Origin of the sequence: Paracoccus sp. M683 (genome assembly GCF_007096355.1) — a bacterium.
Taxonomy (GTDB): Bacteria; Pseudomonadota; Alphaproteobacteria; order Rhodobacterales; family Rhodobacteraceae; genus Paracoccus.
On the sequence record NZ_VKDF01000005.1, the window covers coordinates 184,193 to 202,115 of the forward strand.

General features: G+C 66.1%; 19 protein-coding genes. 6 read left to right on the forward strand and 13 right to left on the reverse strand.

The window, feature by feature from the left end; all coding sequences use genetic code 11:
- Nucleotides 1-24 precede the first annotated feature (24 nt).
- The 5 genes from tkt to FNJ84_RS11255 form a co-directional block, all read right to left on the reverse strand.
- Nucleotides 25-2,049 (reverse strand): transketolase, encoded by a 2,025-nt coding sequence (tkt, locus tag FNJ84_RS11235; RefSeq protein WP_143793220.1) that lies wholly within the window; start codon nt 2,047-2,049, stop codon nt 25-27.
- A gap of 144 nt (nt 2,050-2,193) precedes the next feature.
- Nucleotides 2,194-3,525 (reverse strand): HlyC/CorC family transporter, encoded by a 1,332-nt coding sequence (locus FNJ84_RS11240; protein ID WP_143793221.1) that lies wholly within the window; start codon nt 3,523-3,525, stop codon nt 2,194-2,196.
- A 4-nt stretch (nt 3,526-3,529) separates the two neighbouring features.
- A complete protein-coding gene (locus FNJ84_RS11245; protein WP_143793222.1) occupies nt 3,530-4,489 on the reverse strand; it encodes a site-specific tyrosine recombinase XerD in 960 nt (319 codons plus the stop codon).
- The gene (locus FNJ84_RS11250) at nt 4,486-5,976 is read right to left on the reverse strand and encodes a hypothetical protein (RefSeq protein WP_143793223.1); all 1,491 of its coding nucleotides are present in this window, start codon (nt 5,974-5,976) and stop codon (nt 4,486-4,488) included. The genes FNJ84_RS11245 and FNJ84_RS11250 overlap by 4 nt, the downstream gene beginning before the upstream one ends.
- Nucleotides 5,969-6,268, reverse strand: coding sequence for a hypothetical protein (locus tag FNJ84_RS11255; RefSeq protein WP_143793224.1), 300 nt, complete (start codon nt 6,266-6,268; stop codon nt 5,969-5,971). Before FNJ84_RS11255 ends, FNJ84_RS11250 begins: the two co-directional genes overlap by 8 nt.
- Before the next feature lie 118 nt (nt 6,269-6,386).
- Here FNJ84_RS11255 and FNJ84_RS11260 point away from each other — a divergent pair, with 118 nt between their 5' ends.
- Nucleotides 6,387-6,923 (forward strand): shikimate kinase, encoded by a 537-nt coding sequence (locus tag FNJ84_RS11260; RefSeq protein ID WP_143793225.1) that lies wholly within the window; start codon nt 6,387-6,389, stop codon nt 6,921-6,923.
- Nucleotides 6,920-8,032: a 3-dehydroquinate synthase gene (aroB, locus tag FNJ84_RS11265; RefSeq protein WP_370454594.1), complete on the forward strand. Its 1,113-nt coding sequence runs from the start codon at nt 6,920-6,922 to the stop codon at nt 8,030-8,032. The genes FNJ84_RS11260 and aroB overlap by 4 nt, the downstream gene beginning before the upstream one ends.
- Before the next feature lie 52 nt (nt 8,033-8,084).
- On the opposite strand, the gene FNJ84_RS11270 is transcribed toward aroB, so the two are convergent.
- Together FNJ84_RS11270 and ssb are read right to left on the reverse strand one after the other, a co-directional pair.
- The gene (locus FNJ84_RS11270; protein WP_143793226.1) at nt 8,085-9,137 is read right to left on the reverse strand and encodes a Glu/Leu/Phe/Val dehydrogenase; all 1,053 of its coding nucleotides are present in this window, start codon (nt 9,135-9,137) and stop codon (nt 8,085-8,087) included.
- Nucleotides 9,138-9,431: 294 nt separating this feature from the next.
- Entirely contained in the window at nt 9,432-9,953 is a 522-nt protein-coding gene (gene ssb, locus FNJ84_RS11275; protein WP_143793227.1) for a single-stranded DNA-binding protein, read from the reverse strand.
- A gap of 241 nt (nt 9,954-10,194) precedes the next feature.
- Here ssb and FNJ84_RS11280 point away from each other — a divergent pair, with 241 nt between their 5' ends.
- Together FNJ84_RS11280 and FNJ84_RS11285 are read left to right on the forward strand one after the other, a co-directional pair.
- Nucleotides 10,195-10,779, forward strand: coding sequence for a lytic transglycosylase domain-containing protein (locus tag FNJ84_RS11280; protein WP_370454599.1), 585 nt, complete (start codon nt 10,195-10,197; stop codon nt 10,777-10,779).
- Between the two features lie 234 nt (nt 10,780-11,013).
- Nucleotides 11,014-11,277, forward strand: a complete 264-nt coding sequence (locus tag FNJ84_RS11285; protein WP_143793229.1) for a YjhX family toxin — start codon at nt 11,014-11,016, stop codon at nt 11,275-11,277.
- On the opposite strand, the gene FNJ84_RS11290 is transcribed toward FNJ84_RS11285, so the two are convergent.
- From FNJ84_RS11290 to scpA, 5 genes are all read right to left on the reverse strand, one after another.
- The gene (locus tag FNJ84_RS11290; RefSeq protein WP_143793230.1) at nt 11,274-11,627 is read right to left on the reverse strand and encodes a DUF6665 family protein; all 354 of its coding nucleotides are present in this window, start codon (nt 11,625-11,627) and stop codon (nt 11,274-11,276) included. The genes FNJ84_RS11285 and FNJ84_RS11290 overlap by 4 nt on opposite strands.
- A 111-nt stretch (nt 11,628-11,738) precedes the next feature.
- Nucleotides 11,739-13,028 carry a homoserine dehydrogenase gene (locus FNJ84_RS11295; protein WP_143793231.1) on the reverse strand — a complete coding sequence of 430 codons (1,290 nt, stop codon included), beginning with the start codon at nt 13,026-13,028 and terminating at the stop codon, nt 11,739-11,741.
- 72 nt (nt 13,029-13,100) lie between these two features.
- Complete coding sequence (locus FNJ84_RS11300) at nt 13,101-13,550, reverse strand: isoprenylcysteine carboxylmethyltransferase family protein (RefSeq protein ID WP_185968497.1); 450 nt, start codon at nt 13,548-13,550, stop codon at nt 13,101-13,103.
- A complete protein-coding gene (locus FNJ84_RS11305; protein WP_143793233.1) occupies nt 13,547-14,092 on the reverse strand; it encodes a hypothetical protein in 546 nt (181 codons plus the stop codon). Before FNJ84_RS11305 ends, FNJ84_RS11300 begins: the two co-directional genes overlap by 4 nt.
- A gap of 175 nt (nt 14,093-14,267) precedes the next feature.
- Nucleotides 14,268-16,412: a methylmalonyl-CoA mutase gene (gene scpA / locus FNJ84_RS11310; protein ID WP_143793234.1), complete on the reverse strand. Its 2,145-nt coding sequence runs from the start codon at nt 16,410-16,412 to the stop codon at nt 14,268-14,270.
- A 62-nt stretch (nt 16,413-16,474) separates the two neighbouring features.
- Here scpA and FNJ84_RS11315 point away from each other — a divergent pair, with 62 nt between their 5' ends.
- Both FNJ84_RS11315 and FNJ84_RS11320 read left to right on the forward strand, forming a co-directional pair.
- Nucleotides 16,475-16,993, forward strand: coding sequence for a DUF4174 domain-containing protein (locus FNJ84_RS11315; protein WP_143793235.1), 519 nt, complete (start codon nt 16,475-16,477; stop codon nt 16,991-16,993).
- Between the two features lie 121 nt (nt 16,994-17,114).
- Nucleotides 17,115-17,315: a hypothetical protein gene (locus FNJ84_RS11320; protein ID WP_143793236.1), complete on the forward strand. Its 201-nt coding sequence runs from the start codon at nt 17,115-17,117 to the stop codon at nt 17,313-17,315.
- Here FNJ84_RS11320 and FNJ84_RS11325 read toward each other — a convergent pair.
- A complete protein-coding gene (locus FNJ84_RS11325; protein ID WP_143793237.1) occupies nt 17,281-17,919 on the reverse strand; it encodes a hypothetical protein in 639 nt (212 codons plus the stop codon). The two genes, FNJ84_RS11320 and FNJ84_RS11325, sit on opposite strands and share 35 nt — an antisense overlap.
- Between the last annotated feature and the right edge of the window lie 4 nt (nt 17,920-17,923).

A 17,923-nucleotide genomic window follows, 5' to 3' on the forward strand; every position in this document is an offset into this window, starting at 1 on the left:
CCCCGCCGGAGGCGGAATGGCGTCTCAAAGCAGCGCCTTGGCCTTTTCAACCACGGCATCAGCGGTGATGCCGAATTCCTTGTAGAGTTCGGGCGCCGGGGCCGAGGCACCGAAGCCGGTCATGCCGACAAAGTCCGACTTGCCCTCGCGCCCGCGCTCGCCCAGCAAAAGCCAGTCCCAGGGCTGGCGGACGGCTGCCTCGATGGCGATGCGGACGGTGCCGGCGGGCAGGACGCGCTTGCGATAGGCGGCGGATTGTTCGCGGAACAGCTCCATCGAGGGGACCGAGACGACGCTGGTGGGCGTGCCATCGGCTTCCAGTGCCTCGCGCGCGGCTACGGCGATCTCGACCTCGGACCCGGTGGCCATCAGCACCACCGCAGGCTTGCCGCCGCTGGCCTCTCGCAGCACATAGGCGCCCTTGGCCGACAGGTTCTCGGCGCTGTTTTCCAGACGCAGTTCCGGCAGGTTCTGGCGCGACAGGGCCAGGATCGAGGGGCGGTTCGATTGCGAAAGCGCAAGTTCCCAGGCCTCGGCGGTTTCGACCTGATCGCAGGGGCGCAGGGTCAGCGTGTTCGGTGTGGCGCGGCAGATGGCCAGGTGTTCGACCGGCTGGTGGGTCGGGCCGTCCTCGCCCAGACCGATGCTGTCATGGGTCATGACATAGATGACCGGCAGCCCCATCAGCGCCGACAGGCGCATCGCGCCACGGGCGTAATCGGTAAAGCACATGAACGTGCCGCCATAGGGGCGGAAGCCGCCATGCAGCCAGATCCCGTTCATCGCCGCCGCCATCCCATGTTCGCGGATGCCATAGTTCAGGTAACGGCCCTTGCGATCCTCGGGCGAGAAGATCCCCAGATCCTTGGTGTAGGTGTTGTTCGACCCGGTCAGGTCGGCCGAGCCGCCAAAGTTTTCCGGCATGACCGGGTTCAGCACTTCCAGCGTGTTCTCGCTGGCCTTGCGGGTGGCGATCTTGGGCTTGGCGGCGACCGCCTGTTCCTTCAGCGCGGCAACGGTGGGGGCCAGATGCGGGTTCACCTCGCCGCTGATGCGGCGGGCAAATTCGTTGCGGGCATCGGCGGCCAGCGCGTCCACGCGGGCGTTCCAGGCGGCGCGGGCCTCGGTGCCGCGGGAACCGATTGCACGCCATTCGGCGGCGATGTCACCCGGAATGACGAAGGGCGGCGCAGTCCAGCCGATCGCGATGCGGGCGGCCTCGATTTCCTCGGCGCCAAGCGGCGAGCCGTGGACCTTGTGGCTGTCGGCCTTGTTCGGTGCGCCAAAGCCGATGATCGTCTTGCAGGCGACGAAGGTGGGGCGACCGTCGCTGTTTTTCGCCTCGGTCAGGGCGCGGTCGATATCGGCGGGATCCTGGCCGTCGCAGGCCAGCACCCGCCAGCCCGAGGCCGCAAAGCGCGCCATCTGGTCGGTCTTGTCCGAAATCGAGACCCGACCGTCGATGGTGATGTTGTTATTGTCCCACAAGACGATCAGCCGGCCCAGTTCCTGCTTGCCGGCCAGGGCGATGGCTTCCTGGCTGATGCCCTCCATCAGGCAGCCATCGCCGGCGATGACCCAGGTGCGGTGATCGCAGAGATCCGCGCCAAATTCTGCGCGCATCGCCTCTTCCGCGATGGCGAAGCCGACCGAGGTGGCGATGCCCTGGCCAAGCGGGCCGGTGGTCGTCTCGATCCCCTCGGCATGGCCGTATTCGGGGTGGCCGGCGGTGATGGCGTGAAGCTGGCGGAAGTTCTTCACCTGCTCCATCGTCATCTGTTCATAGCCGGTCAGATGCAGCAGCGCGTAAAGCAGCATCGAGCCGTGGCCGGCCGACAGGATGAAACGGTCGCGGTCGAACCAATGGGGTGCCGAGGCGTCGAATTTCAGGTGCTTCTGGAACAGCACCGTGGCCACGTCCGCCAGACCCATGGGCGCGCCGGGATGGCCGGAATTTGCGGCCTGAACGGCATCCATGGCCAGCACGCGGATGGCGGCGGCAAGGTTCCAATGGGCGGGGTCGGCCTTGCGGCGGGCTTCGATATCCATGGCGGTCCTTCACGGCTGATTGGGGCTGATCGCTTTGCTGACCTGATAGGCAGGGCGGGGCGCGGTTGCAAGGCGAACCCAACACCGCAAATCCACAGCCAGGCCGAAATCGGCGCCCGCCCGCGCCGCAGGGGGCTGTCTGTGTCAGCCGGCTTCGGACCCGGCATTTGCCGCCAGCGGCCGGATGCGCAGCTTGGTGATACGGTTGTCGCGCCGGGCGACGACCTCGAACCGGTAGCCGTGGAAGGAAAACACCTGGCCCTGTTCGGGAATCGACTGTGCCATGTGGATGACCAGGCCGGCGACGGTATTGGCCTCGTCATCGGGCAGGGTCCAGTCCAGCGCGCGGTTCAGGTCGCGGATGGTCATGCCGCCCTCGACCGTATAGTCGCCGGCCGGGCTGGGGGTCAGGGTCGGGTCGGCCTCGGTATCCAGCTCGTCCGATATCTCGCCAACGATTTCTTCCAGGATGTCTTCCAGCGTGATCAGCCCACGCAGGCTGCCATATTCGTCCACGACCAGCGCAAAATGGGTCCGGCGTTTCAGAAACTCGCGCATCTGTTCGTCCAGCGGGCTGGTCTCGGGGACGAAATAGGGCTTCATCGCCACCGCCATCACGTCGAAATTCTGTACCGCCGCCGGGTCGCCGCTTTCGCGCACGGCCCGGTTGACCGCGCGCAGCAATTCCTTGGCGTGGACCACGCCCACGACATTCTCGCGTTCGTCCTTGTAGACGGGCAGGCGGGTATGGGGGCTGGCAAGCACCGCGTTCAGGATGTCGGCGGGCGGGGTGGCCGCGTCGATCATTTCGATCTCGGAGCGGTGGCGCATGATTTCCTCGTTGGTGCGGTTGCCCAGATCCAGCGCCCCCAGCAGGCGGTCGCGATCCTCTTTCTGCACCGTGCCGGATTCGGCGCCGATGGACAGCGCCCCGGCGATTTCCTCCTGGATCGAGAACATATGCGAATTGGCGTCGCTGCGCAGGCCCAGCAGCCGCAACAGGCCGCGCACGATCAGCCGCACGACGGCCACGATGGGAGACAGCAATGTTGTGACCAGGCTGATCGGCCGGGCGACGGCGGTGGCGACCTTTTCGGGGGCCGAAATGGCATAGGTTTTGGGCAGGACCTCGGAAAAGATCAGCACCAGAACCGTCATCACCAGCGTCGCCAGCGCGACGCCGCTGCTGCCCAGAAGGCGCGTGAACAGCGCCGTGGCAAGGCTGGCCGACAGGATGTTGACGACATTGTTGCCCAGAAGGATGGCCCCGATCAGGCGCTCGCTGTCCTCGGTCACGTTCAGCGCGGCTTCGGCCCCGGCATCGCCCTTGTCGGCGCGGGCGCGCAGCTTGGCCCGGCTGGACGCCGTCAGCGCCGTTTCCGAGCCCGAAAAGAAGGCCGACATCATCAGCAGCGCGACGATCGCGGCGGCGGTGATCCAGAAACCGGCATCAAGGAAAGTTGCGGCGTCGTCCATCTGTTCAGCTCGTCTTGGGGGCGCCGCCCGGATGGGCCAGCGGGTGATGGTTCAGCACCAGATCGCGCATCCGCTGATCAAGCACATGGGTATAGATCTCGGTCGTGCCCAGATCGGCATGGCCCAGAAGCATCTGGATCGCGCGCAGATCGGCGCCGCCTTCCAGAAGATGCGTGGCAAAGGCGTGGCGGATCACATGCGGGCTGACGCGGCGGGGATCCAGCCCCGCATGTGCCGCGATATCCGAGATCAGCCGGCCAAAGCTTTGGCGCGGCATGTGCCCGGCAGCACCGGGGGCCGGGAACAGCCAGCGCCCGCCCTTGCCGGCGACCAGCTTGCCAAGCGGGGTTTTCGCGTCGGCATGGTCGCGGATCGCCAGCCAGCCGACCAGCGCCGCGCGTGCCTTTTCGGTCAGCGGCACCATGCGTTCGCGCCCACCCTTGCCCTTGATCAGCAGAACCTGCGGATTGCCCCGGCAGGCTGCGGCCGGCAGGGCGACCAGTTCGCTGACGCGCATTCCGGTGGCGTAAAGCAGCTCGATCAGGCAGGCGTTGCGCGCGCGATCGGCCGGGCTGCGGCCGATACCGGGTGCGGCGTCCAGAATCGCGCCGACCTCGGCCTGGCTCAGCGTTCTGGGCAGGCGTTGGGCGCGGCCGGGGCCGCTGATGCGGATGGCGGGGTCATCCTCGCGCCAGCCTTCGTCCAGCGCGAAACGGGTAAACTGGCGGATTGCCGACAGGCGGCGGGCGCGGGTGGCGCGCGACAGGCCCTGCGCGTCGCAGAAGGACAGATAATCCTCGATTCCTTCGCGGGTCACCCGGTCCAGCCCGGTGCCGTGCCCCGCCAGCCAATCGGCAAAATCCGACAGGTCGCGGCCGTAAGCCAGCAAGGTGTTCTGCGCAGACCCGGCCTCGGCCGCCTGCGCGTCCAGAAAGGCCGAGATCGCGCGCCTGTCCCCGGTCATGTGCCGTCCATCAGCGGGGTCAGCGTCAGTTGCGCCTGCGCCAGATCGGCCTCGGCTGTCAGGCCCAGGGCGCGCAGGGTGGCCAACCCCCGCGCGGCCTGCGCCATGTCGCCATCAAGCCCGCGGTCGATCTGCGCCATCGCGATCAGCAAGGCCTCGCCGTGCCGATCAGGCCCCTGCGCCAGCGGGTCGGGTTCGCCCCCGGACAGATCGGCGGGGGCCGTGACCGGCATGCTGACCGGCAGCCCTTGCCAGGCGCGCAGCCAGCCAGCGATTTCGCCCGCCCGGTCCGGCAGGGTGGCCGGCAGGTCCGCGGCCACCAGAACGGCCAGCACATTGCACATGCCGGCGGCCGAGAACTGGTCAAAGGCGGCTTCCAGCGCCGCTGCCTGCGCGGCCGTGTCATCGGATGCCAGCGCGGCCTGCAAGGTCTGGACCGCCGCGACCCGTTCCCAGACCCCGCCCGAGGCAGCGGGCTTCTGGCTGGTATAGATTGCGATCAGGTCCGCCCTTGGCAGGTTGCCCGCACCGGCCAACCGCTCGGCTGCCTCAAGCTGGGCCTTCCAGCCGCTGTTGTTGCGCAGGTCGGAATGGGCAAAGGCCAGCGGCAGCCCGGCGGTTGGCAGGGGCTGGCCCACGGCCTCGTGCATGCGGAAATCCAGCGGAGTGACGGGCTGGGGCGGTTCCAGCACCTGACCGGCATCGACATAGCTGTCGTCAAGGAACTGCGCCAGCAGCGCCAGCCGGTCCTGAGGGATCAGGCCAAGCGTTTCAGCGCCATGGAAGGTGATGGCTGCGGCAGACCAGTCGCCCGATTGCGCCAGACAGAAGATCCGCGCACCAAAGCTGGGGGCGATGCCGGGGGTGTCGTTCATGACGGCGCAGGCGCGGCCTTCCTCGCCCGCCAGCAGCGCCACATCGAACAGCCGCCGAAAGCTTTCGGGCGAGCGTTGCCCGGAACTGGCCAGCAGCCGCGCGGCCTCGGTATTGGCGCCCATGTCCAGCAGCCGGTCGACGCGGGCCAGAAACAAGGTGCCCTGGCCAGCCTCGGCGCCCTTTGGCGGGGTCAGTTGCGCGGTCAGCACCCGGCGCAGCAGCGCGTTCATCGCCGGCAAGCGCGAGGGCGTCTGGCCGATCAGCGCGGCGAGGCGCGCGGTCTCGCTGCCGGCCCACAGATCGGCTGGCAGCCCGGCGGCGCGGGCCGAGACGGTGCCGGCACGGTCGGGATCGGCGCGATCCAGCCGGGTGACGGCAACCTTGCCGACCGCCCCGGTTTCCGCGACAGGCGGCGCACCCGGCGTCGGGCGTTGGGCATCCGCCGGTGCGCCGGCCCCCGGCCGCCAGCCCGAGCTTTCGCGCGGCGGCGACTGGATCGAGCCGGACAGCCAGTCACTTGCCGACAACGGCTGTTGGGCCGCCGCCTGCAAGGGCGGGCCGGTCACAAGGCCAAGCGCCAGCAGCGCGTGGGGCAGGCGCAGCCTAGTCACCCGGTGCCTCGCTGGTGTCTTCCTCGGTGATCGGTGCCGGCGTGGCCTCGGTTTCGGCTGCGTCCTCGGGGGCGTCCTCGGATGCGGGGGGCGTTTCCATCGAGGCGGCGGCATCGGGTGCCTCGGCTTGATCGGCAGGCGTGGCGGCCGCCGGGGCCAACTCGCCCCCCTCGACGGGGATCGAATTTCTGATCTCGCGCTGCTGGGGGGACATGTCGCCCAGATAGGCATAGCCCACCAGCGCGATCACCGCCGCCAGAACCAGAATCACGAGAAGCTTGATCAATCGCATTAAACTGCCCTTTCCTTGCCGGTCTCAAGCCGGTTCGGGTGGAATATATATGGCCTTTCGGGAAAGATCACGCCATTGAACGACATCGGATCGCAGGAGATGCGATGAAGGGGCGGGGATGGACCGGCATATCGTTCTGATCGGCATGATGGGCGCGGGCAAGACGGCCGTTGGCGGGGAACTTGCCCGCCGTCTTGGTGCGCGTTTCATTGATTCGGACAGCGAAATCGAATCCGCCGCCGCCATGACCATCGCCGAGATATTCGCCCGCGATGGCGAGGACTTCTTTCGCGCCCGCGAATCCGAGGTGTTGCGCCGGCTTCTGGCAGCCGCGCCTTCGGTGATCTCGACGGGGGGGGGCGCCTGGCTGCGGGCCGAGAATCGCGACCTGATCCGGCAGAATGGCCTGTCGGTCTGGCTGGATGTCGATCTGGAAACGCTGTGGAACCGGGTGCGGATGCGCTCGACCCGGCCGCTGTTGAAGACCGCCGATCCCAAGGGCACGCTGACCACCATGCTGGACAGCCGCCGCCCGCACTATTCCACGGCCGAACTGGTCTTTCCCGTGCGCGGTGGCGATTCGGTCGAGCAGACGGCATCGCGGCTGACCCAGGCGATCCGCGAAAAACATCCCGAACTGCTGGGGGCAAGATGACCGATCCGCGCATGACCACCGTGCATGTTCCATTGGGCGAGCGTGCCTATGACGTGCTGATCGGGCAGGGGTTGATCGGGCAGGCGGGCTTGCTGATCGCCCCGGTCCTGCACCGCCCGCGCGTGGCGATCCTGACCGATGAGACTGTGGCGGGGCTGCATCTGGCGCCGCTGCAAAAGGCCTTGCAGGCCAGCGGCATCGACAGCGCCGCACTGGCTTTGCCGGCGGGCGAGGCGACGAAGGGCTGGCCGCATCTGACGCAGGCGGTGGAATGGCTGCTGGAACAGAGGGTCGAGCGGCGCGATGTCGTGGTGGCGCTTGGCGGTGGCGTGATCGGCGATCTGGCGGGTTTCGCAGCGGCCATCCTGCGCCGCGGCGTGCGTTTCGTGCAGATCCCCACGACGTTGCTGGCGCAGGTCGACAGCAGCGTGGGCGGCAAGACCGGCATCAACAGCGCGCAGGGCAAGAACCTGATCGGCGCGTTTCATCAGCCCTCGCTGGTTCTGGCCGATATCGACGTGCTGGATACGCTGACGCCGCGCGATTTCCGCGCCGGCTATGGCGAGGTGGCCAAATATGGGCTGCTGGGTGACGCCGGTTTCTTTGAATGGCTTGAACGGCACGGCCCGGACCTGGCCGCCGACCCCGCGCTGCGGCAACAGGCCGTCGCGCATTCGGTGGCGATGAAGGCCGGGATCGTCAGCCGGGACGAAACCGAACAGGGCGAGCGTGCATTGCTGAACCTTGGCCATACCTTCGGCCATGCGCTTGAGGCCGCGACCGGCTATTCCGACCGGCTGCTGCATGGCGAGGGCGTCGCCATCGGCTGCGCGCTGGCCTTTGACCTGTCCGCGCGCATGGGCCTTTGCAGCCAAGAGGCGCCAAGCCGCGTCCTGGCGCATCTGCGCGCCATGGGCATGCCAGCGCGCCTGTCCGACATTCCCGGCGATCTGCCCGATGATGATGCGTTGATCGCGCTGATGGGGCAGGACAAGAAGGTCGTCGACGGCAAGCTGCGCTTCATCCTGGCTCGCGGCATTGGCGAGGCCTTTGTCAGTGACGACGTTCAGGTCGACATGCTGCGACGGGTTCTGGCCGAGGCACGCTGATCCTGCCAGCGTGACGACCCCGGCACGATTGTGCCAGGATCGTATTCGGTTTTCAGGCTGCCTTGGCCTCGGACAGCATCCGTTCGACCATGGCATCGGCGATCCCGGTGGTGGTTTGGCCTTCGGCATCGGCGCGGCGCAGCATCTCGGCCACGCGGCCGGCGATACCGTCCAGCCGCCCACGGCGATAGGCCTCGCCGCGGCGGTGAATCTCGCTGGCGACGCTGATGATGCCGCCGGCATTGACGACGTAATCGGGCAGATAGGCGATGCCGCGCGCCTGCAAGGCTTGTGCCATATCCGGCGTGGCCAGCTGGTTATTGGCCGCGCCGCAGACCAGCCGTGCTGTCAGTTGCGGCACGGTTTCGGCGTTCAGCACGGCACCAAGCGCGCAGGGGGCGAAGATGTCCATCTGCTGCGCGAAAACCTGATCGGGCGCGATGACCTGGGCGCCAAGGCGGGTGCGGGCATCCTCCAGCGCGGCCTGATTGATGTCGGTGACGATCAGGCTGGCCCCGGCATCATGCAGCTTTTCGGCCAGTGACAGGCCGACATGGCCCAGACCCTGCACCAGAACCCGCCTGCCGGTCAGATCGTCGCTGCCCCAGACATGTGCCGCACCGACCTTCAGGCAGCGGAATACACCCTCGGCCGTCCAGGGAGAGGGATCGCCCGAGCCGTGATCGCCGCCCGCCAGACCCACGGCAAAGCGCGTTTCCTCGGCGGCATAGGCCATGTCCTCGGGCGAGATGCCGACATCCTCGGCAGTGTAATAGCGCCCCTCCAGCGCCTGCACGGCACGGCCAAAGGCGCGCATCATTGCGGGCGTCTTGTCGCGGCGGGCGTCGCCGATGATCACCGATTTGCCGCCACCCAGACCCAGATCGGCCATGGCGTTCTTGTAGGTCATGCCGCGCGCCAGCCGGGTGACGTCGCGGATCGCCTCGGCATCGCTGCCATAGGCCCACATCCGGCACCCGCCCGCCGCCGGGCCAAGCGCGGTCGAATGGATGCAGATCAGCGCCCGCAGCCTTGCATCGGCATCCTCGGCCAGAACCAGACGTTCATATCCGGGCTGCTGCAATTCGGTCAGTTTCAAGGTCATGGCACGCGCCTCCCTGCGCGGCGCCTGTGGGGCAGGCGCGGTTCAGCTGGCAGAAATGCGGCGTTTCCCGAATATTGCAAGCCTAGCATCCTTTGGAAAGCTGGCGGGTCCGGGCGGATATTTTCCGGGCCGCGAAAGATTGTTGCGCGCAATTTTCGGCAACCCGGTCGTGCCGCAGCTGGTGGCCGGGCCGTTACCAGGCGGATGTGATTCGCGCAGCCGTGGCCACCAAAATGAAAGACGCCGCGCCCCGGCCGGGGCACGGCGCCGGTCTGAGGGGCTGCGATAAGCGCCTTAGAACGGAATTTCGTCGTCGTAATCCGACCGGCCGCCGCCGCCACTGCTGCTGCTGCCACCGCTGCCACCGCCCGAGGGGCCGTCGCCATAGCCGCCCTGGTCGCCATAGCTGCCGCCGCCGCGGCTGCCGCCACCGCCACCGCCACCCATGCCACCGCCGCCTTCGCCGCGACCGTCCAGCATCTGCAAGGTGCCGTTGAAGCCGCGCAACACAACCTCGGTCGTATAGCGTTCCTGACCCGACTGGTCCTGCCATTTGCGGGTTTCCAACTGGCCCTCGACATAGACCTTGCTGCCCTTTTTCAGGAACCGCTCGACCACGTTGACCAGCCCTTCGGACATGACCGCGACCGAATGCCATTCGGTCTTTTCGCGCCGCTCGCCGGTGTTGCGGTCCTTCCACTGTTCCGAGGTCGCAATGCGCAGATTGGCCACCTTGCCGCCGTTCTGGAAGGTGCGGATTTCGGGGTCACGGCCCAGATTGCCGATCAGAATGACCTTGTTGACGCTACCTGCCATGTTTGCCTCGTTCGCCTCGTATTCCTTGAATGTCGCGCAGGTCTAACCCGTGCCGGCAGTGCCGGGCAAGGAAGAAAGATAGGCGGGTTCTTGCCGATGGTGGGGGCCGGCGGCGGGGTGATTTTGGACTGGCTGGCCCGAACCGGGGGCTTCATGTATAGTTTCCGAAAAAGCTGAGGGCGGTGGACATATGAAAATCCAGAAACTCGCGCATGCGGCGGCAGTGGTCGCGCTTGGCGCAATGGTCGCCGTGCCGGTCGCAGGGCCCGCGCAGGCCGAGGGATTGCGGCTTAGCGGATCGTCGTCGAAATCGCGGGCAGAACAATTCGCGCGCCAGACCCGGCTGATGGATTCCCGGCTGGCCGGGCAGTATCAGCAATCGGCGCGGTTGCAGCCCGGTGCGAACAACAAGTCGGTCGTCACGATCGAACTGTCGCCGAATATCCCCGCCTATCGCGGCAAACGGACCACCTATCTGCCCCATGCGCAGGCGGCGGCGCGCAAATACGGCATTCCTGAAAACCTGTTCCTGAGGCTGGTTCAGCAGGAATCGGGCTGGAACCCGTCTGCCCGGTCGCACAAGGGCGCGATGGGGCTGGCGCAGCTGATGCCGGGAACCGCAGCCAAGCTGGGAGTCAACCCGCGTGATCCGGTGCAGAACCTGGAAGGCGGGGCGCGCTATCTGCGGATGATGTATAATCAGTTTGGCGACTGGCGGCTGGCGCTGGCGGCTTATAATGCCGGCCCCGGTGCGGTGGCCAAATATCGCGGCATCCCCCCCTATCGCGAGACCCGCAATTATGTGCGCATCATCGCCGGCGGCTGATCCCTTCGTTCGCCGGTCATGATCCGACCGTAAAGGCGCCGTCGATTGACCGGCGCCTTTTTTCATGCGACATCATCCGCCATCTTCGGCGCAGCCCGCGCCGGACCAACCCCGAGGCTTTGTGTCTGAGCTTGTCTGAATCACCGGCCCTGTGACCTGACAGGGCAATCCCGACCCCGGCCGCGACTATAACCGCGCCGCCGGTCGCGTTGCATTCAGACGAAAGACCGACAGATGAATATCTCGAAACGGGAACAGCGCGTGCTGCACGTGCTGGCGCAGGGTGGCTGTATCCGGCATCTGCGTGAAGATGACCGCAGCCGCAGGATTACCGGCATCCTGTGCATGACCCGCGATGGCGCCTTGCTGGCCGATTGCGATCTGGACCTGTTCGGCCAGTTGCGCTCGCGCAGGCTGATCGGATCGCTGAACGGCGAGCCATATCGCATCACGCGCAAGGGCCGGCTGGCGGTCAGGGCCCAGGCCGATAACCGCTAGTCTGTGCTATCGCGATGCGCCTTGTGATCGGGCTGATCCGGGCGCATCGCTCCCATCCCGCGCAGCACCTCGTTCGGGATCCGATACAGGCGGATGACGGCAGGCCAGTCGCGCAGCCCGGCGGCTTCGCGCTGGACCATGAACTCCCACGCGCGGCGGCGGGCCTCTGCCAGCGCCAGCGGCCGGGCGGCCGGATCAGCCTGGTCCAGGCTCTGCAAGGCGGCTTCCATCCGGCGCGCGCCGTGACCCAGGGCCGAGGCTCGTTCGGCCTGAAACTCGTCTTCCAGCAGGTTATCGCGGTGACGGGCCATGGCAGTGGCCCATTCTATGCGTGGCAGGATTGTCGACATTGCGGGCGATCCTTTGGGCGTGGCCCCGATCATATCCCGCCAGCCCACCACGGCAAGCGGCACCCGCCGGCGTGGCCCGAGAAGGGCGGAGGCAGACCGAAGCCTGCCAGCCTAGACCTCTTCGATGCGCAGCTCGACCGGTTCGCCGGTCAGAACGCCGGTGCGGGGCAGGGCCTCGATCGCATGGTCGATGGCATCAGGGGTGGTCTTGTGGGTGACGATCAGCACCGGGACGCGGTCATCATCGGCATGGCCATATTGGCGCATCCGGTCGATCGAGATGCCGCTGTCGCCCAGAACCGCCGCCACCTTGGCCAGCGCGCCGGGTTTGTCCTGCAATTCCATCCGCATGTAATAGGCGGCGGGAACGGCAGTGCGGGCGGGCTGGGCATCGCGCAGCGTGCTCGCCGGCTGGCCAAAGACCGGCAGGCGCACGCCGCGGGCGACCTCGACGATGTCGGACATGACGGCGCTGGCGGTCGGGCCTTCGCCGGCCCCCGCGCCACGCAGCACGATCTGGCCGACGCTGTCGCCCTCGACCACGACCATATTGGTGCCGCCCTGCAATTGCCCCAAGGGGCTGTCGGCCGGCACGAGGCAGGGCGACATGCGCTGTTCCAGCCCACGCGCCGTCATCTGCGCCACCCCCAGAAGCTTGATCTTGTAGCCCATGTCAGCCGCGCGGCGGATATCGTCGATGCTGACGCGCTCGATCCCCTCGATCTCGACGCCGTTGAAATCGACCTTGGTGCCGAAGGCGATCGAGGACAGGATGGCAAGCTTGTGGCTGGCGTCGATACCGCCCACATCAAGGGTCGGGTCGGCCTCCAGATAGCCCAGTTGGCGGGCTTCCTCGAACACGGTTTCATAGGGCAGACCGGCGCTTTCCATCCGCGTCAGGATATAGTTGCAGGTGCCGTTCATCACGCCCATGACGCGGTTGATGCCATTGCCGGCCAGCGATTCCGTCATCGTCTTGATGACCGGGATGCCGCCCGCCACCGCGGCTTCAAAGCGGATAACCCGGCCCAGGCTTTCGGCCAGCGCCGCCAGTTCCTGCCCATGCACGGCCAGCAGCGCCTTGTTGGCGGTGACCACGTCCTTGCCGGCGCGCAGTGCGGCCTCGATGCTGTCGCGGGCGATGCCGCTTTCGCCGCCGATCAACTCGACATAGACATCCACGTCCCCGCGCGTGGCCAGCGCCATCGCGTCGGTTTCCCAGGCATAGCCCGACAGATCCGCGTCGCGGTTCTTCATCCGGTCACGGGCCGAAACCGCGGTAATGGCAATGGGCCGGCCCGAGCGTGCGGCCAGCAGATCGACATGTTTCTGCACGATCTTGACCACGCCGGTCCCGACCGTGCCGAGCCCGGCAATGCCAAGGCGAAGGGGCGCTGACATGATGTCCCTCTTGTTGCGTAACGCAGGGGTGTTAGCGCGACAGGGCCGGCGTTGCAACGCGCTTTGGCCAGGTCACAGCCAGCGCCGCACCCGGTTTGCATAGGCTGCAAACCCTGCGGGAAAGGCGGTTGCCAGCCGGGCTTCCTCGGGGGCGATGAAGCGGCGATTGATGATGGCCACGAAGACCGGGATCAGAACCAGCGCCGGCAGGGCGCGAAACGCCAGGCAAAGACCCGTCAGCAGCGCAGCATCGGCCAGATAGATCGGGTTGCGGGACCAGCGAAAAGGGCCATCGGTAATCAGCGCCGATGGCTGGCCGAACGGGTTGGGCGAGGTCTTGGACCGGTGGAAATGGACCATCGCCCAGATCATGATGACCAATGCGGCCAGAGCGATCAGCCAGCCGACGCTCGCCAGCCAGGCCGTGCCCAAGGGCAGCACCCTGCCGGTGATCCAGATCGCCAGCGCGAATCCCAAGGCCCAGGATTGCGGGTAATCGGGTGTAAGCGGCCAGTTCTTCACCTTGGTGCCTCGGTATTGTCCAGGTTGGCATCGTCCCACCCGGCCCATTCGCCGTCGATCCCCGTGGCCCGCATGACGCTGACCACCCTGCGCGCAGTCCCGAGCGTGTCGGCATGGATCGTCAATACATCGTCGGGGCTCATGTCGTCAGGGTAATGCTCGCCTTTGGTGTTGATAAAGGTCGGGTGCCAATACCCCGGTTCGCGTCCCTTGCGCCACGAGGCGTGGCACAGCAGATTGCGCAGTGGCCGGATACGATACAGCTCATCCGCTAGAATATGCCGGTCGGCAACTTCGGCCTGCTTCATCGCAGCAACAAAGCTGTCGATCAGCGTGCCAAGCGTGTCATCGGCGATATCCTCCATCCGGCGCAGCCATTTCCGCATTGCCTTTTCCGACACATCCTGACCCAGCCCCTTGCGGGTCAGCGAAAAGATCGCGCGTTTCAGCGCCTCTTCCAGAAAGCCGAAACCCGATACGGCATGGCCGATGGCGGTGGCCATGTCATCGGACAGGCGGTCGGGTGCGCGTGGTATCGTCATGGTCCGGTTCTAGCGGGGAAAAAGGGGGCTGTCTGCCCCCTCTTGGCCATTCGGCCAATTCACCCCCGAGGATATTTTCGGCACGGGTGAAATCAGGTCTCAGGCCATCATTCGTGCCGAAATATCCCACGGGGGTCTGGGGGTGTGAAACCCCCAGCCATCGCGGGACGCAGGATCAGGCGGCGCGGGTTTCGCGAATCAGGCGCAGGATATCGGCGGCGGCGGCGGGGATGTTGGTGCCGGGGCCGAAGATCGCCTTGACGCCTGCCTGTTTCAGGAAGTCGTAATCCTGCTGGGGAATGACGCCGCCGCAGATGACCAGAACCTGACCCGCGCCCTGTGCCTTCAGCGCCTCGATCAGCTTGGGCGCAAGGGTCTTGTGGCCGGCCGCCTGGCTGCTGATGCCGATCACATGGACGTCATTGTCCACCGCGTCCTGCGCGGCTTCTTCCGGGGTCTGGAACAGGGGGCCGACATCGACGTCGAACCCGATATCGGCGAATGCGGTGGCGATGACCTTGGCGCCCCGGTCATGGCCGTCCTGGCCCATCTTCACCACCAGCATGCGCGGGCGGCGGCCTTCCTCCTCGGCGAATTTGTCGACATCGCGCTGGATGGCGGCAAAGCCCTCGTCGCCCTCGTAGGCAGCGCCATAGACCCCGGCCAGCATCTTGACCTCGGCGCGGTGGCGGCCGAACACTTTTTCCATAGCCATGCTGATTTCTCCGACTGATGCGCGGGCGCGGGCGGCCTCGACGGCCGCTTCCAGCAGGTTGCCGCCGTCCTTGGCGCGGCGGGTGACTTCGTCCAGCGCCGCCTGGGTGGCGGCCTCGTCACGGCTGGCGCGGATGGATTGCAGCCGGGCGATCTGGGAATCGCGGACCTTCATATTGTCGATATCGAGGATATCCAGCGGGTCCTCGCGGTCCTTGCGGTATTTGTTGACGCCGACGATGACCTCGGTGCCCCGGTCGATCATGGCCTGACGGCGGGCGGCGGTTTCCTCGATCCTGAGCTTGGGCATGCCAGAGGCCACGGCCTTGGTCATGCCGCCCAGTTCCTCGACTTCTTCGATCAGGGCCCAGGCCTTTTCGGCCAGTTCGGCGGTCAGGCTTTCGATGTAATAGCTGCCGGCCAGCGGATCGACGACATGGGTGATGCCGGTTTCCTCTTGCAGGATCAGCTGGGTGTTCCGTGCTATCCGGGCCGAGAAATCGGTGGGCAGGGCGATGGCCTCGTCCAGCGCATTGGTGTGCAGCGATTGCGTGCCGCCAAGGGCTGCCGACATCGCCTCATAGGCCGTGCGGACGACGTTGTTATAGGGGTCCTGTTCCTGCAAGCTGACGCCCGAGGTCTGGCAATGGGTGCGCAGCATCAGCGAGCTTTGCTTTTTCGCGCCAAATTCCGACATGATCCGGTGCCACAGCAGGCGGGCGGCGCGCAGCTTGGCGATTTCCATGAAGAAATTCATGCCGATGGCGAAGAAGAACGAAAGCCGCCCGGCAAAGGCATCCACATCCATGCCCGCCGCGATGGCCGCGCGCACATATTCGCGCCCGTCGGCCAGCGTATAGGCCAGTTCCTGCACCAGGTTCGCGCCCGCTTCCTGCATGTGATAGCCGGAAATCGAGATCGAGTTGAACCTGGGCATCTCATTGCTGGTATATTCAATGATATCCGCGATGATCCGCATCGAGGGTTCGGGCGGATAGACATAGGTGTTCCGCACCATGAACTCTTTCAGAATGTCGTTCTGGATGGTGCCCGACAGGACCGAGCGATCATGCCCCTGTTCCTCGCCCGCGACGATGAAATTCGCCAGAATCGGGATGACTGCGCCGTTCATGGTCATGCTGACGCTGACCTTGTCCAGCGGGATGCCATCGAACAGGATCTTCATGTCCTCGACGCTGTCGATCGCCACGCCCGCCTTGCCCACATCGCCCTCGACACGCGGGTGGTCGCTGTCATAGCCGCGATGGGTGGCCAGATCGAAGGCCACCGAAACGCCCTGCTGCCCGGCAGCAAGGTTGCGGCGATAGAAGGCGTTGGATTCTTCGGCGGTGGAAAAGCCCGCATATTGGCGGATGGTCCAGGGGCGGCCGGCATACATCGTTGCGCGAGGGCCTCGGGTGAAAGGCGCCAGCCCTGGCAGGCTGTTCATATGGTCCAGCTCGTCGGTATCTTCGGCCGTATACAACGGCTTGACGGTGATGCCTTCCAGCGTGTCCCAGTTCAGGCTGTCGGGCGATTTGCCGCGCAATTCCTTTTCAGCCAGCTTCTGCCAGTCGGCCAATGTAGGCTTTGATGTGTCGGTCATGTGCGTTCCGTCCTTTCGTCGCGGCGCGTCTGCCCTATATTCCAAAGGGGAAAGAGGTGCCGATGTATCTGAAACCCGTTCTGTTCGTGATGCTTCTGGCCGCTATGGGGCCGGGGAAAACCGCTGCGCCGCCCGAGGTCGCGCCCGTGCCCGAGTCCGTGCCCGAGCCCGCGCCAGCCGAGGTCGTGGCCGAGCCTGCCACCCCTGAACCGCCGCAACTGGTCGTGCTGGCGGGCGGCGATGCCGATCCGGCGCAGTTCATGTGGCAGCAGCGGCCGGTCGTGGTGTTCGCTGACAGCCCGCAGGATCCGGCCTTTACCGAGCAGATGAATGCCCTGACCCGCGAACCGGCGGGACTGATCCAGCGCGACGTGGTGGTGATCACCGATACCGACCCGGCCAATCCCAGCAGCTGGCGCAGCACCCTGCATCCGCGTGGTTTCTCGCTGGTGCTGCTGGACAAGGACGGGCAGGTCAAGCTGCGCAAGCCGATCCCGTGGAGCGCGCGGGAAATCAACCGGGCCATCGACAAGTTTCCGCTGCGCCGGCAGGAAATCGGCCGGGCAGGGGTGCTGCCCTAGACCGCGCGCAGGCGTTGCGTTGATCAGTCGTGTCTGATGCGAAATGTTGTGGAATTGCGCGACGCGGCTTATATTGTGGGTAACGGGCGGCATGATCGCCGTTGTGACAGAGGATCGGGCCATGGCAAATCCAAGCAATGACAAGCTTGCCACCCAGGATGCCCGTGCCCGTGCAGGGCGCGACGCGCGTGAGACGCGCGAAATGTCCGATGCCGCGCGCCAGCCGCTGAAACCCGTGCGCCGGCGCCGGGCCAATGATATCACCAGTGCCATCGGTCTGACGCCCATCACAGGTCTCTCGGGTCCGAAGATCGCCTATTAGGCGTATCCGCCACCAGATCGCCCTCGACCTCCCGCCGGCGTCGCGTCAGCATGGCCGCGACCTCTGAGGCACCGCCTTTCAGGCTGGCGGTCAACACCTCCATCGCATCAAGGCCCGTTTCCAGCGTTTCCTCGTTCAGCGTCAGATAGTCGCGGAACATATCGGCCGCGCGGCGGGGGTAATCCTTGGCATTGCTGCGGATGTCCTGCGCCAGTGCGGCGCGAACAGCCAGCAGCCGATAATATCGCACGACGGGGTCGATGGCCCATTCGGGCAGCATGTGAACCTCTTCCACGATGGCGCGGAAGATGCGGTCATTGGCGTCATGGGGAAGGATCGGCAGGTAATCATCGTCTGTGATCTGCGACAACGTCTGCAAGCCGCCGGCATCGCGCTGGCCTTCCAGCGCGACGACATGGGCGCGGATCTCGGCCAGCAGGGCGCGCTGGATGTCGTTGATGCGTTCGACGCGCAACAGCTTGTCGCGGCGGCGTGACAGCGCATGTGTCCAGAACCACCCGGCCGCGACCACGCCACCGCCGACAAGCGCGGTGACAAGGGACGCGATGACCCGGTCGTTCAGAAGCAGAAGCTGCCAGTCCATCGGA